Below are 17491 nucleotides of genomic sequence, written 5' to 3'. Positions count from 1 at the left end.
TAATTAGAAGCTACCACTTGAACCACCATGAGAAGTACCTGATGAACTAGTATGTGTACTAGAGCCACCACTGCTACTATCATTATCCTTTGGTTTAGCAGTTTTACTTATATTACGGTACAAGTAAAGGTCACTGCGTTCTGTAACATTAAATGAACCACTCTTTACATAACTATTTGCTAATGGTTGCATACGAACAGACTTTAGCTTTGACTTCATAATAAGTACAACAATGAAACCAACTAAAGCACCTACACCTACACCACCGAATATAATATAGTATATTGGAATTATAGTCTTAGGCTGATTGTTTACATCATATGGTTCATCAGTTATAGCCTTATTAATATAGTCATCACACATTGTGACAAATGTATCAAATGCATCATAGTATTCACCATCACTTAAATATGGCTTAACATCATCCATAATTTTTTCTTGACCATAGTCTGTGAAATATGGAATACCGGCACCTGTTGTACTGATAGCCCATTTTCTATTTTCCATATCTAGCAAGAAAAGAATACCATCGTGATTATCTCCCTCACCATAACCTTTATAGTCAAAGAAATCATCAGCATATTCTGTAGGTGTTTTGTCACCAATAGACTTTTCGGTAACAATAACAACATCAAATGTATTTTTTTCTGATACAGTATCAATATGTTCCTTTAATTGACTATATTCATCTTCTGATAGTAGCTTTGCATTATCTACAAGCCTACCATATGTACTGGCACCTTCACTTTCTGCAAATACAGGAAGTACAGACAATGATACCAGAAAAATTGCAAAAATAATTGAAACAACTCTTTTTTTCATTTTAGTACCTCCTTACAGTAAATTATATAACAAGCCAATTATAATAATAACTGCTGCTATAGAACCTGCAATAATGGCAAAATATCTCCAAAATGCACCCCAATCAATAGGTAGGTCACCAACCATTTTACCGGTTTGACCATTCATTGCAAATAGGAAATTTTGACCATTCCAAGAGGTATTAAGTATCCAAACAGGATATAGTGCATATTTTGAAGTACCGTTTTGGAACTGCACACTTGAACTCTGTGTCATTAAAGAAGAATACTCACTTGCAGTTTCTCTAAACAACTGTTCGGTAGTATTTTTAATTCTCTGATTAGCTCTGTTAATACTGTTTTCCTTTGTAACATCATACTTATCAGCAAGATAACCGGCTAAATAAGCAGTTTGGAAATCTACTGCTTCATCAAAGTTAAAAGGTTCGATACTTTCCATAAGGTCATCAGGCATTTGGCTTGAACCGTCAACCGGTACATTAGTAAAGCCAACATTACCACCTCTGCCAACTAGGTAATATTTGGTTTCTGTGTAATCATAGTCACTATCGCTCCAATGTCTTACCTTTGTACCTTTGTACTGAATATGAGCCTCCGTATCAGCATCAAACAACCAAAATGGCACATACATACCACGAATTTGGTCAATATGATTTTTGTCTTTGAAGATTTTTGGAACTAGTTTCTTGTTAACATGTTTAGAAAGTGCCTTGATAGCATCTTCCTTAGTTAGTCTAAACGGGATAACATAATCAGGCTTTAGGTCACCTGAGAATCTACCCTTTAACACAACAGGGTTGCCACAATAGGGACAACTTGTTGCACCGGTATTTTCATCGGCAACAATTTCACCACCACAAGAATTACATACATAAACTGACATACCTTCTGTTTCTTCATCAGTAAATGTTTGTTCATTGGAATTATCCCAATTCATATTGTCCTGTGTATTTTTCTTAAGGTCCTCATCATATGACTTTAGAGTTTCCATATCAAACTCTGTGTCACAATAAGGACATTTCATTTTCTGCAATTTACTGTCAAAGTTAATTGCACCACCACAACAGGGACATTTATACTCAAGCATATCTGCCATATATTCTATTCTCCTACATTACCTAATTAAATTATTTTACAATATCGTTGTCATCAAAAATATCCCCACATTCAGGGCAGAACTTTGGATGTGATGCTGGGTCTTCAGGTGTCCAACCACACTTATCACAACGGAAAGTTTTCTTTTCTTCAGGTTTCTTAGAACCACATTCAGTACAGAACTTACCAAAGTTCTTTGCACCACAAGAGCAAATCCATGAACCGTCATTCTCAGGCTTCTTATTACCACAATTTGTACAGAATTTGCTTGTATTTGTAGTACCACAAGAACATACCCAACTGTCTTCACCGGCACTTTGTTGTGGTGTCTGAGTTGGTTGTGGTTGCTGAGGCTGTTGCATTTGTGCTTGTTGTTGAGCATACTGCTGAGCCTGTTGTTGCTGACCCATTTGGAATAGACCGTTTACATTACCGGCGTTACCTGCCTGTTGAGCCATACCCATTCCCAAAAAGCCTGTAAATGCACCGGCTTCATTTTCTGCTGCTGCTTTCATAGCATCTGCTTGAGCACCAACTAATGTTGCTGCTGCCATTGATGGGTCACGCATAACTGCAGTACGCTGAGCCTGTTTAATCATTTCGGCATCTTCAGGTGGAAGTGTAATAGGATTCATAGCAATTGAAATTACCTGAATACCTCTTAACTGTGCCCACTTTGCAGTTAGAGCAGTATTCATAGCCTCAGAAAGTTCTTCAGCATGAGCCGGTAGTGCTGATGGACGAACCTGCATATCGGAAATCTTTGCAAATGCCGGTTGTAAAGCTGAGATAAACTCAGTTTTTAGCTGAGAGTCAATCTCACCACGAGTATAGTCACCCTGAACATTACCACAAACATTTGTATAGAATAGAATTGGGTTTACAATCTTGTATGAGTAAACACCACTACATCTAACTGATACATCAACATCAAGACCAATATTTTTATCAACTACTCTAAATGGAATTGGGTTTGGTGTACCAAACTTATTTTCAAGGATTTCCTTAGTGTTGATATAGTAAATTCTTTGGTCAGAAGGCTTATCGCCACCAAAAGTAAAACGCTTACCGATATCTCTAAAAGTATCTAAGATACCTGCACCTAAGCCACCTGTAAAGACACTTGGAGCTGTCATACTATCAAAGATATATTCTCCCGGTTCTGCACAAATATCTACTACCTTACCCTGTTCAACAATTAGCATACACTGACCGTCAGCAACTGCTAATACTGAACCGTTAGTAATAACATTGTCTGTACCCTTTGTATTTGATGAACGCTTACCAGTACGGTGAACACCTTTTGTTACCAGTACATCTTTTGGCATTGACTCGCAGTAGAAAAACTCTTTCCACTGGTCAGCCATAACACCATTTGCTGAACCGGCAATAGCTTTTATAAGACCCATAATTAAGCTCCTTTTAATTTTAAAATAATATATTACATAAATGTTTACAACTTACATAAGCATTATACAGTATATTCTACAAAAAATAAATACTTTTCTACAAAATAATATATATTTTTTTAAATTTATCAATTCTCTAATTCACAATACCAATATATTAATCATATTATATAAATGAGTTTTAAAGAACTTAATTTAGAAAAAGGAGAATTACATTGGTAGAAGAAATTTTTAAGAGTTATGGTATATCACCAATACCATCTGATTATACAGAAGCTATGGCTTATGTGCCATATCAAAGCAACAATCCAAAATTTTATTCAGTAGCACATGGTTTTGAGGCAGGGACAATGTTCCCTACTCTACACAAACCATTTTTCGGTTCTAAATGTACAGGTGGCAAAAATGATGACTGAAAGAGATATTCTGCTTAAGAAACTAAGTTCCGTAGCATTTGCAATGTTTGAAATCAGACTTTTTCTAGACACTCACCCTGACTCAACAGATGCTATGGCTAAATTTGATGACTTAAATGATAAATATGTAAAACTGAAAGAAAAATATGAAGATGAATACGGTCCACTACTGAGTAAAGATGCCGATAGTCCCGTTCAATGGATAAAAGGACCTTGGCCTTGGGAGGTGCAGTAAATGTTTGTATATGAAAAAAGACTTCAGTACCCTATCAGAATAAAACAAACTAACCCAAAACTTGCCAAAATCATTATTACACAATATGGGGGTGCATACTTCAAATGTTATGATTACTATATTTTAACATTATAAATAATGGCTTAGATATGCGACTATTAAGGTAAAAATATCTTTATTTAAAGTTTAATATTTTTAATAAAAATAAGTCATATTTTATAGAAGTATGACTCAAATATGACTCAATTATGTTAAATTCAAATGTGTAATTTTAATCATATTTATTGACTTTTATATTTATATGATGTATTAATAAGATGTAAATATTAATACTTTGGAGAATAATATGACGACCGAAAAATATAAACCACAATTAAATTTTGTTAATGAGATGGCTCTTTCTAAAAAAGGAATTATTGATGAAATAAAAACAGATCTCACTGCTATGATGATAACCTTAGATTATGGAAAAGATGATATAAGATATAATGACGCAATTGATAAAATTCTTGCAATTAATCTAAGAAAATTATTGTGTGAAAAGAAAAATAATGTTTTGGAAAAGGTATGCCCTGATTTTAAGATGCCACCATTAAAAGGTAATATTTTACATTGTGACAAATTGAGCAAAGGCTTTTGTATTGTTTGTGGTCCCTATTCACTTGATAAAGATATTAATAACTGGATTAGTATCAATGAATGGAGAGAACAAAATATAGCCTATCACACTATACAACCCGACGATGTATATCCGTATTTTGATAACATTATATTTAAACAAATTTGTAATAAAATGAAGCCAAATGACAAAGATACTTTTAAAGGATTGTTTACTGACTGTTTTTTAGAATGTATGGGTAAAACATTCGAAGGTAAGAAACTAAAAAGTGTTGATTATAGTGGACAATTATTAAGATTATTAAATAAAATTGGTTACTACGACTTATCACTTTACACCTTTATAAAACATCTTACTGACAAAACAGCCGCTCATATTGACTATAATATATCTTTTTTAATAAAGACAATTAACGCTAATGATTTAAACATCCGTACCCCAATCAAGGACTTGTCATTTCAACTTATTTATGCTATCAAAACGCAAATACCGTATTTTAGAGATTTTTCTTTACAAAATCTAAAGTGTAACGAGTAAATAAAAATATGTTAACAAAAGTAAAACAACCCCACAACAGTTCTGATACTGCTGTGGGGTTTCTTTGCACGAAAAATTGATTTTGTTTTACTGATTTTTTTTAAAATTACTGATATGTTTTAAAAGTTTGCTTAAAATTTTAAAACTTTAATTAAACATTTCAAAGCATTTCAAAAGTTTTGAAAATCTCTTTTATAATTTTGAAAATCGTTTAAAAACTTTGAAAATAGTGTTTTAAGTTTTCAAAATTAACGAAAGAATTTCAAAAATTAATTATTATCGTTAATGTTTAAATTATCTAACTAGATAATACTTAAGGTTACGATAAAGGTACTTATAACCCTTATATTTGCCTGATGTAATAACTGCAATTACAGTAAACTCTCTATTCTTATCCAGCTTTTTAGTATATGCAATTTTGCCATTACTAACTCTTGAATAAGTATTGCCTTTTAGAACAGTAATTTTGTTGTACTTAGATAGGCTCTTATCATCAAGATGTGAATTAACAATATAGCCTGATTTATTGCCATATTTGACCTGTGACCAACCATTACCTAAGTCCTTAACAAGTTGTACCTTAGCGCCTTTCTTGACTGTAGTGACGCTTTTGCTTGTGTTACAAATAACATCAACATATGCTTTCTGTCTTAGTATGCTTTCTTTAGTGACAACACAATGGTTATATTTAAGTTGGTTCTTAAACTTCTTCCAAATTGTTTCATTGTCACCTACCCATCCTGACCATCCGGGACAAATCTTACTGCACACATCATAGTGTCTAACAACATGACTTGCAGGAATATTGTATGTATTCATTAGCTTTCTTGCTAACGCTACTGTATTTGCAAAAGTTTTGTCAGAAATTTTACCTTTGGTACTGCACATTTCGATATTGATTGAATTGTAGTTAGTACACTTGCCAAACAGATTGTTGTGACCATAGTTAACACCAACTGCCCAAGATGTATTGTTAGGTGATACCACCTCATATACATTGGTATCATCAACAAAATAATGTGCTGAGGCTCCCCTATTTGTGTTATAGAAGTAATTAGCATTAGCTTTTGCTGTATCAGTTGTATTACCCGTATAATGAATTACTATATACTTTCTTCCAGTGTTGCCTTTTTCATAATTACACTTTGTATGTAATTTTTTCAGTTTGTATGACATTAGTTATCATCCTTTCCTTTGTTCTGTAATACATCAATAGCCTTATTAATAATAGCCGGTAATGGTAAACCCATTAAACCGGCATTTTCTACGATAGAGATTAGTTCATTAGCCATAAAACCAATGATTACGGCATCTCTTATGTAACTAGTACCAATTGCTAAATCAAGCCTATACGCAATTAATACGAACAATAGGGTCATACCCTTTTTACACAAGCCTTTCCAACCGGCTTTACTCTCCAATGCACCTGAGGATGTTTTCTTGCTATTGTGGAATATACCTGCAACAACAAGACCTGACACATAGTCAATAGCCATAAATAAACATAGTGTTACCAGAGCAGTATCCCAACCACCAAACAACCATGCAAAAAGTCCACCTACTGCACCAATAGCAGTACAAATCCATTCTTTCATCTTAATTCTCCTTTTCCGTATCTGTTGTGACATCTTCAAAGTCACTATTTGAGTTTTCTGTATCTTCGTTAGTTGTTTCAGTTTCTTCAGTTGAGTACCAACTGTCGATTGTGTTCATATCTTCATCAGTTAAAACAGACTTACTATACCAGCTTAGTGCGTATGCTCTGACTTGGTATTCATCCAGTCTGTTCTTCATTGTTTCTAAAGTCTTAAAAACAAAATCATGTAAGCTAAACATTATTACATCACCTCACTTTCGTGTGCTACCAAGGCAGTAGCAACTTCAATGATTTTGTTGTCAATGTAGTTTTTAGTATCAGCAACATATTCAACTTGACAATCACAGTCTGCAATAATAGTTGTATTTGGATAGTAAGTATGTAGTGATATTATTTTATCTACTTCATCTTTTGACAAATTAACGGTAATGGGTTTTGACCGTGGTGCTACAACATACACTTCATTGTCATCAAGCCACTTTTTAAATTTTGCAATATCACCATCTAATTCAGTCATTCTGATTGCAATTCCAACACCACTAACATTTATCCAACCTATTGAATTATCAAAAGCAGTATTCTTTTCATTTTCTCCTACATCAAGATGACTGCATAAAATCAAAGGTTTGTTGTCTTTCACATCAAATGAATATGAATAGTCGTTTCTGAAAAATCTATGGGTTGCTTTTGAATAATTCCATTCGAGGCTGGTTGACTTTCTCTGTGATGTGATTCTTTCTACAAATAATCTTTGTGTTATGTAACCTGTACCATCACTATTTACTGTTAGAGTATCACACACATTTCCTATACCTCTTAATGTGCATTGTATATTATTACTTTGTCTGTCACTATCATTTGAAAAAGTGATACTCGGATTGTTAATATTATTAATATCAACAGGATTTGTTGGTGTAGGTATTGCACTTTGAGTTGATTTACCGTACAAAGTTAACCCAACAATGTTACAATCACTACTATCATTAAGCACAATGCTAGTTGACTTATCTGTTGTGACTTTAATAGCGTTTTGTAAAACATCTGCTTTAAGTTGTACAATGTCTGTAGCGTTCTGCTTTACTGCTGTATCGTTGCTTGTCTTGTATGCATTAAAGTCTGTATTATCAACTTTATCTACTTTCAATACAACAATATCAGCTTTGTTCTGTGCAATGTCTGCACGTGGTTGTTCTGACTTTGTTTCAACAAAATCCCACACACCTTTTACGCTAGGATAAGTAGTTGTGCTAGGGTGTGTAATCACATCAACCTTATTAGATAGGCTTTCCTTGCCATTTACATTCGTATTAGTTGTTGCAATTTCTCGTTGTGCTGTTTCTTTGACAATCTGTAAATTGTCAGCAACCTGACTAATATTAGCGTTTAAAGTTTGTACATCTGTTTTGTGCTGAGCTTCAATACTTGTTGCTCTGTTCTCCCAATCAGTTCTATTTGTGTTAACTGATGACTTTAATGACCTAATAGCACTTGCTAATAGTTCATTTACATTGATGAAGTTACCATCATTTGAGTAAACAATACTAACACCTGATGGTACTGAACCACTTACAATTTCAACATTGCCAACTGTGTTATCAATATAAATTGTCTTTAATGAGGTACACCCACTAAATGTACCACTATTAATTTTTGTAACATTATCTGCAACAAATACTGTTACAATATCTGTCTGACTTGTCGCAAAACTACCTGCACCCAATGCTTTCGTTGATGTTGTGTTCTTTAGCACATTGTCTGCTGTAAAGGTTGCAGAAAAATTGAACCTAGTACCTTGAATAGCTTTAGCTATATTCTCATCCATTTGGTTCAAATTTTCTGCATTGATTGGTGTTTGCTTACTGGGACTATTCTCCCAATTAATTAAGTTGTAGCCCATTGTTTATCATCATCTCCTTGATATTCTGAACTTTCTGTACTTACTTGGACTGTAAGGCCAACTGTTCCGGATAAAGTTCTGTTAAAAATTGTACTTGTAATTATTGGAGTGTCCTCTACTCCTGTATTTAACTGTATAGTATCACCAGGTTCTAGCCACCAACGGTCAAACAGGTTAACGCTAAAAGGTCGGTATTCATAGAACATCCATCCACCATAAACTGCACCTGAGGGTCTTATAAATTTACTAACAAGAGTTTTCTCTGTATTACAAGAGATAAATTTGTTATCACCGTCATAATAATTTTGTTTACCTGATGTGGTTACTATGTTTTCTGTGTAGGTCTTATCCTTGTTGTACTTAAATCTTGCTTTAGTTATCTTAGCAACTGTGTAATCTTCAAAATTCAAGTCTGTATAATAGCCAACAGTATAAACATCTGTTACATCCTTTTCTTGTGGTAATTTCTTAAACTTAATACTTCCTTCCCCATCACAAAAAGCAAACTTTGCAGAACACTCACACAAATCTTGAAGTAAATTAAGTACTGTTAATTTACCGTTATAAACTTCTTTTACAATTGTAGCTGATAAAGAAAGTTTTTTATCATCTTCACTACCATAAAAGTTACTGTCAACAATAAGACCTTTTTCTTCGCACATATCAATTACACATTCTTTTAAAACTTTAATTGTTGCATTTGGAGAGTAAGTTGCAAAACCAAAGAACCAAGTGTAAATATTAATTTTACCGGCTAGATAAAAGTTATCATAAGCAGTAACTTCTTTAATAGTTTTATTCTGTTGTCTTTTTGCACTATCAATAGTTCCGGTAAAGATACAAGCTGACTTATCTACCACTTTACAAGGATAAAGTTCACCGGATGGGTACAAGTCCTTAGACGGATAAACATTATCCAAATAACTTTGCTTTATGTACACTTTGATTTCTCTACCTACTAATTGCTCCTTAAAATTAATAGTGCTAAAAGTAAGTTGTGACGATATACACCCACCAAAACGGAGTGTGCTATCGTCACAAATAGAATTAGTTAATTCAAGGCTATCAAATACAATATTTTCATTTGGTAAAATGCTTTTTGTATCGGTAAAGACAATCTGAATATTTCTTGATATTGTATTTTCCAGAAGTTTCTTCTTAATTTCAAGGTCCTCAGCTTTATTCTCGCTAAACATATACATACTACATCACCTCAGTATTCAATCAATTCAAATGTAATAGGGTTGTACTGTATGTCATTTGATGATGCATCCATTACTGAAAATTCCACATCAGGAATATAGAAATAGCCTTCTTTGTATTTGTTTTCTTCATCATTCCAATATTCAACCTTACACTTTCTCTGTGTAGAATTTACAATACCTTTATTGATAATATTCTGTATCTTAATCTTGTCATCAAGAAAAAGAGTATGAGTGGAAAAAGTAATATTAGTTTTGTGGTTTGATAAAGTTTTTCTTTGCAAGTCACCGTTATTATCTCTTTCAGCAGATACTTCCATTCTTTGGTTTGGCGTAGTGGAATACTCAGCAATACACTTATTAGGAAATATGTTTTTATTAAATGCAATTAGATAACCTTTATAGTTCGCCATATATAACCACCTACCTTATACAAATGCCGACTTACCGTTATGCCTTTTCTTGTACATTTCATTCTGCTTAACAATCTCTTTGAAAATGTCGCTACCGTTGATTTTTGCAACAAATTCATATGTATTTCCACCTTTATTTCTAAAGATAATAAACATCTCATACAATCTCTTTAAGTATGTTAAAATCTGTGAGAGTATCTCAGTATCATTACTATCAGAGCCTTGTTGCATAATACCTTTTAGCTTATTTAACGGTGCTACAACTTCAGGATTGCCTGAGCTGGCTCCCGGGTTATCACCAACAACGGCAAGAGTAGGAGCCTTAACAAGGCCACCTTTTGCAAGTTTAGGGATTAAAGGAGCTTTTTTAGGCATTGAAAAACTCCAGTCTTTGCCAAATACATCACCGATAGCACCGGCTACTCCACCAATTGCATTAACGATAGCCGATATCGCGTTATAGATACCAGTCCAAAGCAAATTAATACCATCAATAATTAAATTGATAGCACCCTTGATTATGCCCCAAATGGCATCCCAAATTCCTTTGAAAAAGCTCTTGATACCGTTCCAAGCCTTTTCCCAGTCTCCGGTGAAAACGCCTGTAATAAAGTCAAGTAAGCCACCTAGAGCGTCTAAGATGCCACAGACAACATCACCCACTATTGAAAATACTGTTTTAAACACGCCACCAACGGCACTAAAAATATTTGTTAGAATTGGTCCGAAAGTTTTTACAAGATAGTTAACAATAGGTGATAAAAAGTTATTCCAAATCGCTGAAATACAATCCCCTAGTTTGCCGAAAAATGAGACTATTTTCTCAAAAATCGGTTTTAAGTAACTCTTCCAAGCTGATTGAAAAACATCAACAATAGCGTCCCAAGCTGGCTTAATCCACTCGTTATAAACGTTCATGAGGGTGGTACCAATATTTGTAAACATACTGCATATGTTACTAAATACGGATGAGCCGTCACTCTCCCACCAGTCGGATAGGTAGGTACCTATGTCACTAAAAACAGTACCCACAAAAGATAAAACATCAGCAATCTGCAATTGCACATTATCAAAAAATGTTCCGATAGTTTCGCTATCATTTTCAATCCATTCAACCAATTTTCCGGTTGCGATTTCAAATCCATCAGATACAATTGTACCAATACCACCGGCTAAATCTGTACAACCTGATAACAAGTCAGATATGGCAGTCTCCATTGTCGGTCTGACCCTATCAATGCTATCACCCAGCAGGTCAAAAGCACCGTCAAAAAATGTTGATAAATTATCAAACCCCTTTGAGAGGTGCGTGCCAATAGTGTTGATAAATCCTATTATTTTCCCCTGGTCTTTTGTAAGCCAATTACTAATACCACCTGTAAGGGTCTGTAATTGCTTACCACTCACCTGGACTATACCACCAATAAAAGAGCCAACTGCTCCTAAAGCTGACTTACTGACATTTTTTACTTGCCCTAAGTATGCTTTTGCTATTGGTATTGATTTTTTAAAAATGTTTTTGCAGTTTTCGGCAATGGCCGACCAATCGACTTTATCAATGCCCCTTTGTACTTTATCAAAAAAGTTTTTTAAACCACTTTCTTCATATAATTTTGAAAAATTAAATTTTGGAGTAGTTTTATTATTAGACTTTGGCTTTTTATTTGATGATGTGTTGCCACCAGTAGTAGGAGTAGATATTTTACCACCGGAAGATGTACTACTATTGGTCTTTGTAAGCACATTTAGCTTATCAAAACTTGCAAGACTTCTTTCTGCCTTTTTCTTTGCTTTGGCATTGTTATTAATAGCTTTTGTGTTATTATCAACAGAAGCAGTTGCATCATCTGCACCGGTTGACAGATTGTTCATACCGGCTGATGATTGTTCACTATTAGAATCACCAAATATCTTCTTAGTAAGGTTTTCAAACCCACTAGCTACCTGTGATAGCTTTGTAACTATTTTTGTAAGAAAACCAAGCATAGGTGAAAACACATTATTTAACCCTCTGCCTAAAGTTTCTTGCATATCTCCAAAACTATTTTTTAGTTGCTGAATTCTACCTGCAGGTGTATTTGCTAAAGCCTTATTCATATTACCTACATTATCAGTAATAACCTGAGAAAGCATTGCAGCTCTCTGTTCTTCATTGCCATACTTTAAGACTTGTGCTTGTGCATCTGAAAATGTAATACCTACACGAGTAAGTGCAGAGGTTTGACCTTGCATTACTTTACCCATAAGATTGCCGATATTAACCATACTCTCAGATGTTACATTAACCCCATTTTGTTGTACTGCAAGATTATTCATTGCCGGCATTAGCTTTTTTAGTGCATCATCAGTTTTAAGGAAAGTTGACAACTGTTGTGCACCGGCAAGCTGAACTTCATCCCCTACAACACCGGTTTCTTGTAAAGCTGATGCATAGTTTTTCACACTTGATATTGCCTTGTTACTTGCACTCATTCTCTGTCGCATAACTGTGGTTAGCTTTGTTTCAGCCTCTGTTTGAATATTTGCAGCAGATACACATTCTTTACTGAATCTAGTTATCATAGCAACACTAAAAGCAGTACCTACTACTTTTGCAATTTTGCTAAAAGAATTTGAAATCTTTGAACCGGCATTATTAGCTTGTGTTTGGATGTTATTAAGCGACTTTTTAAAGCTAGTGCTATTAAGTATTAAGTCAATTCCAATTTGTCCGGCTGTTGTCATTAGCATACCTCCTTCCTAAAATTAGGTATAAAAATAGCGTACACCACTTGATGTACGCTAAATTCAAATAAAATTTATGCTGTTTTTAGATATAATAATCTAAATGTTTCTCTACCTTTAGGTGTAACAAGTGTTTGAGTGCCACACCATTTTGTTTTATCGTTATAAACTTCCTTTACTTCAAACAAACCATTATTCTTTTTAGCATAAGGCATAAGTTTTCCACGCTTATCACGATAAAGATATTTCTTTTCAAGCAAAAAGTTGATAAAATCCTTTTGCTTGATTTCAAGTTGCTTAGCCGTTTCTCTTAGATTAGTCAAAAGATTTCTGTCAACTAATTCGTCAAAATAATCAGCTTTAGGCTTCATTATTTGATTATTTACAGCCAATTCTGAATTAACTGCTTGTAGTTGCTTATTCTTGCTTTGTTCCTCTTTAAGAGCCGTAGCTAATTTGATAATTGTATCAGGGTTCAAAATTGCCTGTTCTATCGTTGCAGATGTCATATAAGCACCATGCTTTCTGATAGATGGAAGAACCTCAGATGTTACCCATCTCTTAAATTTCTTTGCAGTGGGTAGCTTACTTGATAAGATAAGACTGTAAAGACCGGATTCATTGATTACCCAACTGCTTTGAATTCCACCAGTAGAAGGGATAGGATGTTTCATCCTATCCTCTTCATCAATATGCCTTGATATAGCCTTATTTGATTCATTATAACCTAAAACATCAGCCACATCTTTACCAACAAAATATGGTTCATTCTCAATTTCAACTATTCTGATACTACCAAATTCAGAATTTTCAAAAGTTTGTATATCACTATTCATCATATCATTTTACCGCCTTTCTCATTTCAGCTTTAGCTGCTTTAGTACCTTGTGCATAACCAAAGTTAAAAGCATCACAAAGCATATCAAATAAACTCTTGTTGTTTGCATAAATATCGTTAAGATTAGCACAACTCATATCATAGTACGGATTAATAGTACCACGCACATTCTTAATAACTTCCATTGTGTTTTTTACACAAGCCATAAAAAAAACTCCTATCAATTGTAATTTGACAGAAGTTGCCCTAAATGATATAATGAATTTCAGATAGGGTAACCTGTCGTGTATAACAGTAACCGTCCCCGACCAAAGCGACTGGTTACTGTTATTTTTTTATATCAGACTTTAATTTTAAAATTCCTATTCTGATAGCCTCAGCTTTTTCAACATTTTTTTCTTTGCAGTAGGCTTCTAAAATTTCTGTGTGCTTTTTGTCTAGCCTTACAGTAATTCTTGTATTTTTAGGATTTTCAGATTTAGGTCTGCCTGTTCGTGGGCTCACTTTATCACCTCTTTTTGTCTGCCACTAAACACATTATAATATTTGTCAGCCAGAAAGTCAAGAGGCTTTTTATAAAATTTTAGCCACTCTATTACAGAGTGGCTAGTTTTTTATTTTGATTTAATACTGTAATACTTAATATTAATCTTTGGTAGTGTAATGTCAGAACCAAGAACTGATGTGTAAGAATACTTACCATCACATTCACCCCAAATAGTTATTATATCATCTTCAAGAATTCTGTCTGCATCCTTTGGTAATTCAACAGTTGCATAAATGGTATCATCCCAAAGACCATATTCATCTTTAGTAACATTAATTCTTAAATCAACAGTAGTATTATCATCAAGCCAATGCTCATCTTCTTGTACTTGAATAACTTGACCTGTGTATTTTAGTTTCTCACCTTTATGCTTGTCAGGGTTTCTAGACAAATCTTTGAAAGAAACTATTTTACAACTATTTTTGTAAGCCTTAGCTGATACTTTTTTCTTCGCTTTTGTAGTTGGTTGTACTGTTGTAGTTTCTTCAGTAGTTTTCTCAGCAGTTGTCTTTTCTACTGCACTTGTACTAACTGTTGTTGTTTCTTTAGTACCGGTATCTTTACTACTCTTTCCACCACCGGCAGAACCGGCTCCAATAGAAATAACTATAACTGCGATAATAACCCAGAACCACCACTTCCTATAAAATGGTTTCTTAGGTTTCTGTTGTGGTGGATAGCCACCTTGTGGATTATTCATCTGTTGTTGCATAGGATTATTTCCTTGAACTTTAGGTTGTTGAACCCCAACTAATTTTCCTCCGCAATTAGGACAGAACTTCTCATTATTTACATTTGAACCACAATACGGACATTTCATTGCACATTTCCCCTTTGTATTAATTTTACTACATTATACAACACAATGTGGTGAAAATCAACACTAAATTATGACATTTGAATAAAAATATTTTTCATATCATTAAGGAATTGTGTAGTTTCGTCTAGTGATTTAGAGTTAGCAAGTGTGGCATTTCTCTTTCTTCTGTATTCATTTCTTATACGCATTTGTGCAGGAGTGAAGTTTGATAGTATCTCTTTGTCATCTTCTATTCTGATTTGTACAAGTCTTGCAAGGCTTGTATTAGGACCTAGACCGGATAACAAAGAAACAAACTCACTCCATGGCATTGTCCTAAATTCTTCTGAACGGATAGAGACCCCATATTCAGACCTAAAGGATGAAATTATTGTGTCAAAATCATCTATTAGGTCATATCCGGGGTCACTGTTTCCCCCTCATTATCTTCAGTACCTGCAACAAGTTCAACTGCTGACATAATGACCTGAGAGAAATCTTCAAGGTTAAGGTTCATTTTTTCAATTACTTTTCTGTCTTTCTCATTAAATAGAAGTTCAAAGAAATCATAAAGTTTACTTGGGGTTAAATCTTCAAGACTAGGTAAAATCTTTAGCATTGTTACTGCACTGTCATTTACTTCAAAAGTTTTGTCCTTAATCTTAATCTTTGGCTTTTCGTCAAAGCTAAGTTTGTCCGTAATATCAATAATTCTACTCACTTTTATCACTCCTTATGCTGCCGGTGTTACTTTAGGTTTACCGTTTGACATAACTTCAAACTCAAGTGGTGCTACATCACCTGTTTCACCACTACCGTTTGATGTTACATTGATAACTGCATTTGTAAATTCAACAGTAGTACCATCCGGAAATGTCCATTTGAAATCTGTGTATAAATCTCTGCCATTTTTCATAGCCAAACCTGCAATATAATCGTTGCCCGGATCACCAACAGTACGCTTACCACTGGCAGTAATTGTAATACCCTTAGTAGTAGCTAATCTACTTGTCCAACCTTGCTGGTCAAAAGAATTCCATTCCTGAACACCATTATCAAATGCCACACTAAAACTTGTCATATTGGCAATATCGGCATATGTACCTGGTGAACCGGTTGTCTTTACTTGAAACTGATTTTCATAACAAGGATAAACACCTGTTGTTTTTGCCATAATTAATCTTCCTTTCTTTCAAAAAATATTTTCATCTCAATAACTCTTTCGTACACCTCATTATCAGTACCCACATCTATTGGTTCAGGTGTCAGTAGCTGAATCAGATACACTTTAGAATTATTTATTGTAACATTCTTAATTGTGCGAAGTTTATTATACAGAGTTCTTGCACAAACCTCTGTTTCATTTGCATTATTATTCCAATGAATAAGCAATGATACTGCTATAACATCATAAGATAGTTCTGTGCCAACACCACGAAGAGGCTCACCACCGGTTTTTAATGTATATACACCAACAGATTTATCTTGCTTATTGTCAAGTCTGCCTATGTAAAAATGTTCTGCATTTATAATTGTTTTCAAGAAATCTCTTACATTTGCTAAAGTCATCATAAGCCTGTAAGCCTCCTATAAATCTTTTCAAAAGCTTCATTACAGAAGTTTTCCCTTGAACCACCCTTTAACCAGGGGTCAAACCACTTACCACCGGCATTTTTATTGTTGGTTTTCTGAAAGTTAAATTCCGGATGATAATAAAGTCTTCTTGCATATGGAGTGCTTGAACTTATTGTAGTTTTCCCCTGTGCTGAATGTGAGTAGTCAACAAATGTTGACTCATTTTGAAGGTTCCCTGTATCAAAGGGCATTACCTGTGCATTTTTTACTTCTGTCAAAAGTGCATCAGTAGTTTGTTCTAAAGCAGTTACAGTAGCTTTATCAAATTGCCTTATAACATTCATATTAAGTTTAACCTTAGAATTAACATTAATCACTACATCACATCCAATTCAACATAGTTTACTGTACCGTCAGGGTTTCTTCCTTTTGTACACTTAACAATTTCTCTTTTCACACCGTTTACTGTAACATATCCACTGCTAATGGAACTGTTAGGGCAAAAGTCAAAGGGTATCAGCAAAACACCTGTACACTCTACTTTCTTTTTATCACTTGTATATACAGTTTTAACTCTATCCTGATAATTACAGTACAGAGGTGCTAAAAACAATGTATCAGAGGGATATATACTGTCTGATGGATAAATAAACCTACATTCATAAATAACTTTAGGTGCACCATCTTCTGTTAATCCCTCATCATACACCACAACCTCACAAGGTGTTTTGCAAAACTTTTTCAACACCAATCTGGGAAATTTCATA

The 17491-nt window shown here is 34.1% G+C and carries 23 protein-coding genes and 1 pseudogene; 4 read left to right on the top strand and 20 right to left on the bottom strand.

The window, feature by feature from the left end:
- Positions 1 to 3: 3 nt before the first annotated feature.
- The 3 genes from WMO18_RS03575 to WMO18_RS03565 are packed head-to-tail and all read right to left on the bottom strand — an operon-like array spanning position 4 to position 3325.
- Positions 4 to 822, bottom strand: a complete 819-nt coding sequence (locus WMO18_RS03575) for a TPM domain-containing protein (protein WP_211147900.1) — start codon at positions 820 to 822, stop codon at positions 4 to 6.
- A 12-nt stretch (positions 823 to 834) separates the two neighbouring features.
- Positions 835 to 1917 carry a TFIIB-type zinc ribbon-containing protein gene (locus WMO18_RS03570; RefSeq protein WP_211147899.1) on the bottom strand — a complete coding sequence of 361 codons (1083 nt, stop codon included), beginning with the start codon at positions 1915 to 1917 and terminating at the stop codon, positions 835 to 837.
- A 31-nt stretch (positions 1918 to 1948) separates the two neighbouring features.
- Positions 1949 to 3325 carry an SPFH domain-containing protein gene (locus tag WMO18_RS03565; RefSeq protein WP_211147898.1) on the bottom strand — a complete coding sequence of 459 codons (1377 nt, stop codon included), beginning with the start codon at positions 3323 to 3325 and terminating at the stop codon, positions 1949 to 1951.
- 215 nt (positions 3326 to 3540) lie between these two features.
- Between WMO18_RS03565 and WMO18_RS03560 the strand changes: the two genes are divergently transcribed.
- The 4 genes and pseudogenes from WMO18_RS03560 (at position 3541) to WMO18_RS03545 (ending at position 5132) form a co-directional block, all read left to right on the top strand.
- Positions 3541 to 3741, top strand: coding sequence for a spore coat associated protein CotJA (locus tag WMO18_RS03560; RefSeq protein WP_248004700.1), 201 nt, complete (start codon positions 3541 to 3543; stop codon positions 3739 to 3741).
- Positions 3731 to 3976: a spore coat protein CotJB gene (locus WMO18_RS03555; protein ID WP_211147897.1), complete on the top strand. Its 246-nt coding sequence runs from the start codon at positions 3731 to 3733 to the stop codon at positions 3974 to 3976. The genes WMO18_RS03560 and WMO18_RS03555 overlap by 11 nt, the downstream gene beginning before the upstream one ends.
- Positions 3977 to 4069, top strand: a pseudogene (locus tag WMO18_RS03550) (manganese catalase family protein); the annotation flags it as partial. It lies immediately after the preceding gene.
- Positions 4070 to 4322: 253 nt separating this feature from the next.
- Positions 4323 to 5132: a hypothetical protein gene (locus WMO18_RS03545; RefSeq protein WP_367286362.1), complete on the top strand. Its 810-nt coding sequence runs from the start codon at positions 4323 to 4325 to the stop codon at positions 5130 to 5132.
- A gap of 294 nt (positions 5133 to 5426) precedes the next feature.
- On the opposite strand, the gene WMO18_RS03540 is transcribed toward WMO18_RS03545, so the two are convergent.
- The 17 genes from WMO18_RS03540 to WMO18_RS03460 all read right to left on the bottom strand — a co-directional run bounded on the left by WMO18_RS03540 (position 5427) and on the right by WMO18_RS03460 (position 17490).
- Positions 5427 to 6308, bottom strand: a complete 882-nt coding sequence (locus WMO18_RS03540) for an N-acetylmuramoyl-L-alanine amidase (protein ID WP_367286361.1) — start codon at positions 6306 to 6308, stop codon at positions 5427 to 5429.
- Positions 6308 to 6727, bottom strand: a complete 420-nt coding sequence (locus WMO18_RS03535) for a phage holin family protein (RefSeq protein WP_296077074.1) — start codon at positions 6725 to 6727, stop codon at positions 6308 to 6310. The genes WMO18_RS03540 and WMO18_RS03535 overlap by 1 nt, the downstream gene beginning before the upstream one ends.
- A gap of 1 nt (position 6728) precedes the next feature.
- Entirely contained in the window at positions 6729 to 6968 is a 240-nt protein-coding gene (locus tag WMO18_RS03530; protein ID WP_367286360.1) for a hypothetical protein, read from the bottom strand.
- 2 nt (positions 6969 to 6970) lie between these two features.
- The gene (locus tag WMO18_RS03525) at positions 6971 to 8626 is read right to left on the bottom strand and encodes a leucine-rich repeat domain-containing protein (protein ID WP_367286359.1); all 1656 of its coding nucleotides are present in this window, start codon (positions 8624 to 8626) and stop codon (positions 6971 to 6973) included.
- Positions 8611 to 9828, bottom strand: a complete 1218-nt coding sequence (locus WMO18_RS03520; RefSeq protein WP_367286358.1) for a hypothetical protein — start codon at positions 9826 to 9828, stop codon at positions 8611 to 8613. The genes WMO18_RS03525 and WMO18_RS03520 overlap by 16 nt, the downstream gene beginning before the upstream one ends.
- A gap of 11 nt (positions 9829 to 9839) precedes the next feature.
- Positions 9840 to 10241, bottom strand: coding sequence for a DUF6711 family protein (locus tag WMO18_RS03515; protein ID WP_367286357.1), 402 nt, complete (start codon positions 10239 to 10241; stop codon positions 9840 to 9842).
- Between the two features lie 15 nt (positions 10242 to 10256).
- Entirely contained in the window at positions 10257 to 12965 is a 2709-nt protein-coding gene (locus tag WMO18_RS03510) for a phage tail protein (protein WP_367286356.1), read from the bottom strand.
- A 74-nt stretch (positions 12966 to 13039) separates the two neighbouring features.
- Entirely contained in the window at positions 13040 to 13804 is a 765-nt protein-coding gene (locus WMO18_RS03505) for a BRO family protein (protein ID WP_437127957.1), read from the bottom strand.
- 1 nt (position 13805) lies between these two features.
- A complete protein-coding gene (locus tag WMO18_RS03500) occupies positions 13806 to 14009 on the bottom strand; it encodes a hypothetical protein (protein ID WP_367286355.1) in 204 nt (67 codons plus the stop codon).
- A gap of 121 nt (positions 14010 to 14130) precedes the next feature.
- Positions 14131 to 14307, bottom strand: coding sequence for a hypothetical protein (locus WMO18_RS03495; protein WP_367286354.1), 177 nt, complete (start codon positions 14305 to 14307; stop codon positions 14131 to 14133).
- Positions 14308 to 14417: 110 nt separating this feature from the next.
- Positions 14418 to 15170: a zinc ribbon domain-containing protein gene (locus tag WMO18_RS03490; protein ID WP_367286353.1), complete on the bottom strand. Its 753-nt coding sequence runs from the start codon at positions 15168 to 15170 to the stop codon at positions 14418 to 14420.
- A gap of 68 nt (positions 15171 to 15238) precedes the next feature.
- Entirely contained in the window at positions 15239 to 15538 is a 300-nt protein-coding gene (locus tag WMO18_RS03485; protein WP_367286366.1) for a Gp15 family bacteriophage protein, read from the bottom strand.
- Between the two features lie 20 nt (positions 15539 to 15558).
- Entirely contained in the window at positions 15559 to 15870 is a 312-nt protein-coding gene (locus WMO18_RS03480; protein WP_367286352.1) for a hypothetical protein, read from the bottom strand.
- 12 nt (positions 15871 to 15882) lie between these two features.
- Complete coding sequence (locus tag WMO18_RS03475; RefSeq protein ID WP_367286351.1) at positions 15883 to 16323, bottom strand: phage tail tube protein; 441 nt, start codon at positions 16321 to 16323, stop codon at positions 15883 to 15885.
- Positions 16324 to 16325: 2 nt separating this feature from the next.
- Entirely contained in the window at positions 16326 to 16721 is a 396-nt protein-coding gene (locus WMO18_RS03470) for a minor capsid protein (RefSeq protein WP_211148000.1), read from the bottom strand.
- Positions 16718 to 17101 (bottom strand): hypothetical protein, encoded by a 384-nt coding sequence (locus tag WMO18_RS03465; protein WP_367286350.1) that lies wholly within the window; start codon positions 17099 to 17101, stop codon positions 16718 to 16720. The genes WMO18_RS03470 and WMO18_RS03465 overlap by 4 nt, the downstream gene beginning before the upstream one ends.
- Positions 17101 to 17490: a hypothetical protein gene (locus WMO18_RS03460; protein WP_211148001.1), complete on the bottom strand. Its 390-nt coding sequence runs from the start codon at positions 17488 to 17490 to the stop codon at positions 17101 to 17103. Before WMO18_RS03460 ends, WMO18_RS03465 begins: the two co-directional genes overlap by 1 nt.
- Position 17491 lies beyond the last annotated feature (1 nt).

Source organism: Ruminococcoides intestinihominis, from assembly GCF_040096285.1.
Lineage (GTDB): Bacteria > Bacillota > Clostridia > Oscillospirales > Acutalibacteraceae > Ruminococcoides > Ruminococcoides intestinihominis.
The sequence above is the reverse complement of the archived record's forward strand: the minus strand, read 5'-3'. Positions and strand labels throughout refer to the sequence as shown.

What these genes read in the sequence shown, in the direction of transcription:
- WMO18_RS03575 (WP_211147900.1), bottom strand. Translation starts at nt 822, where the DNA reads ATGAAAAAAAGAGTTGTTTCAATTATTTTTGCAATTTTTCTGGTATCA.
- WMO18_RS03570 (WP_211147899.1), bottom strand. Translation starts at nt 1,917, where the DNA reads ATGGCAGATATGCTTGAGTATAAATGTCCCTGTTGTGGTGGTGCAATT.
- WMO18_RS03565 (WP_211147898.1), bottom strand. Translation starts at nt 3,325, where the DNA reads ATGGGTCTTATAAAAGCTATTGCCGGTTCAGCAAATGGTGTTATGGCT.
- WMO18_RS03555 (WP_211147897.1), top strand. Translation starts at nt 3,731, where the DNA reads ATGATGACTGAAAGAGATATTCTGCTTAAGAAACTAAGTTCCGTAGCA.
- WMO18_RS03545 (WP_367286362.1), top strand. Translation starts at nt 4,323, where the DNA reads ATGACGACCGAAAAATATAAACCACAATTAAATTTTGTTAATGAGATG.
- WMO18_RS03540 (WP_367286361.1), bottom strand. Translation starts at nt 6,308, where the DNA reads ATGTCATACAAACTGAAAAAATTACATACAAAGTGTAATTATGAAAAA.
- WMO18_RS03535 (WP_296077074.1), bottom strand. Translation starts at nt 6,727, where the DNA reads ATGAAAGAATGGATTTGTACTGCTATTGGTGCAGTAGGTGGACTTTTT.
- WMO18_RS03530 (WP_367286360.1), bottom strand. Translation starts at nt 6,968, where the DNA reads ATGTTTAGCTTACATGATTTTGTTTTTAAGACTTTAGAAACAATGAAG.
- WMO18_RS03525 (WP_367286359.1), bottom strand. Translation starts at nt 8,626, where the DNA reads ATGGGCTACAACTTAATTAATTGGGAGAATAGTCCCAGTAAGCAAACA.
- WMO18_RS03520 (WP_367286358.1), bottom strand. Translation starts at nt 9,828, where the DNA reads ATGTATATGTTTAGCGAGAATAAAGCTGAGGACCTTGAAATTAAGAAG.
- WMO18_RS03515 (WP_367286357.1), bottom strand. Translation starts at nt 10,241, where the DNA reads ATGGCGAACTATAAAGGTTATCTAATTGCATTTAATAAAAACATATTT.
- WMO18_RS03510 (WP_367286356.1), bottom strand. Translation starts at nt 12,965, where the DNA reads ATGACAACAGCCGGACAAATTGGAATTGACTTAATACTTAATAGCACT.
- WMO18_RS03505 (WP_437127957.1), bottom strand. Translation starts at nt 13,804, where the DNA reads ATGATGAATAGTGATATACAAACTTTTGAAAATTCTGAATTTGGTAGT.
- WMO18_RS03500 (WP_367286355.1), bottom strand. Translation starts at nt 14,009, where the DNA reads ATGGCTTGTGTAAAAAACACAATGGAAGTTATTAAGAATGTGCGTGGT.
- WMO18_RS03490 (WP_367286353.1), bottom strand. Translation starts at nt 15,170, where the DNA reads ATGAAATGTCCGTATTGTGGTTCAAATGTAAATAATGAGAAGTTCTGT.
- WMO18_RS03475 (WP_367286351.1), bottom strand. Translation starts at nt 16,323, where the DNA reads ATGGCAAAAACAACAGGTGTTTATCCTTGTTATGAAAATCAGTTTCAA.
- WMO18_RS03470 (WP_211148000.1), bottom strand. Translation starts at nt 16,721, where the DNA reads ATGATGACTTTAGCAAATGTAAGAGATTTCTTGAAAACAATTATAAAT.
- WMO18_RS03460 (WP_211148001.1), bottom strand. Translation starts at nt 17,490, where the DNA reads ATGAAATTTCCCAGATTGGTGTTGAAAAAGTTTTGCAAAACACCTTGT.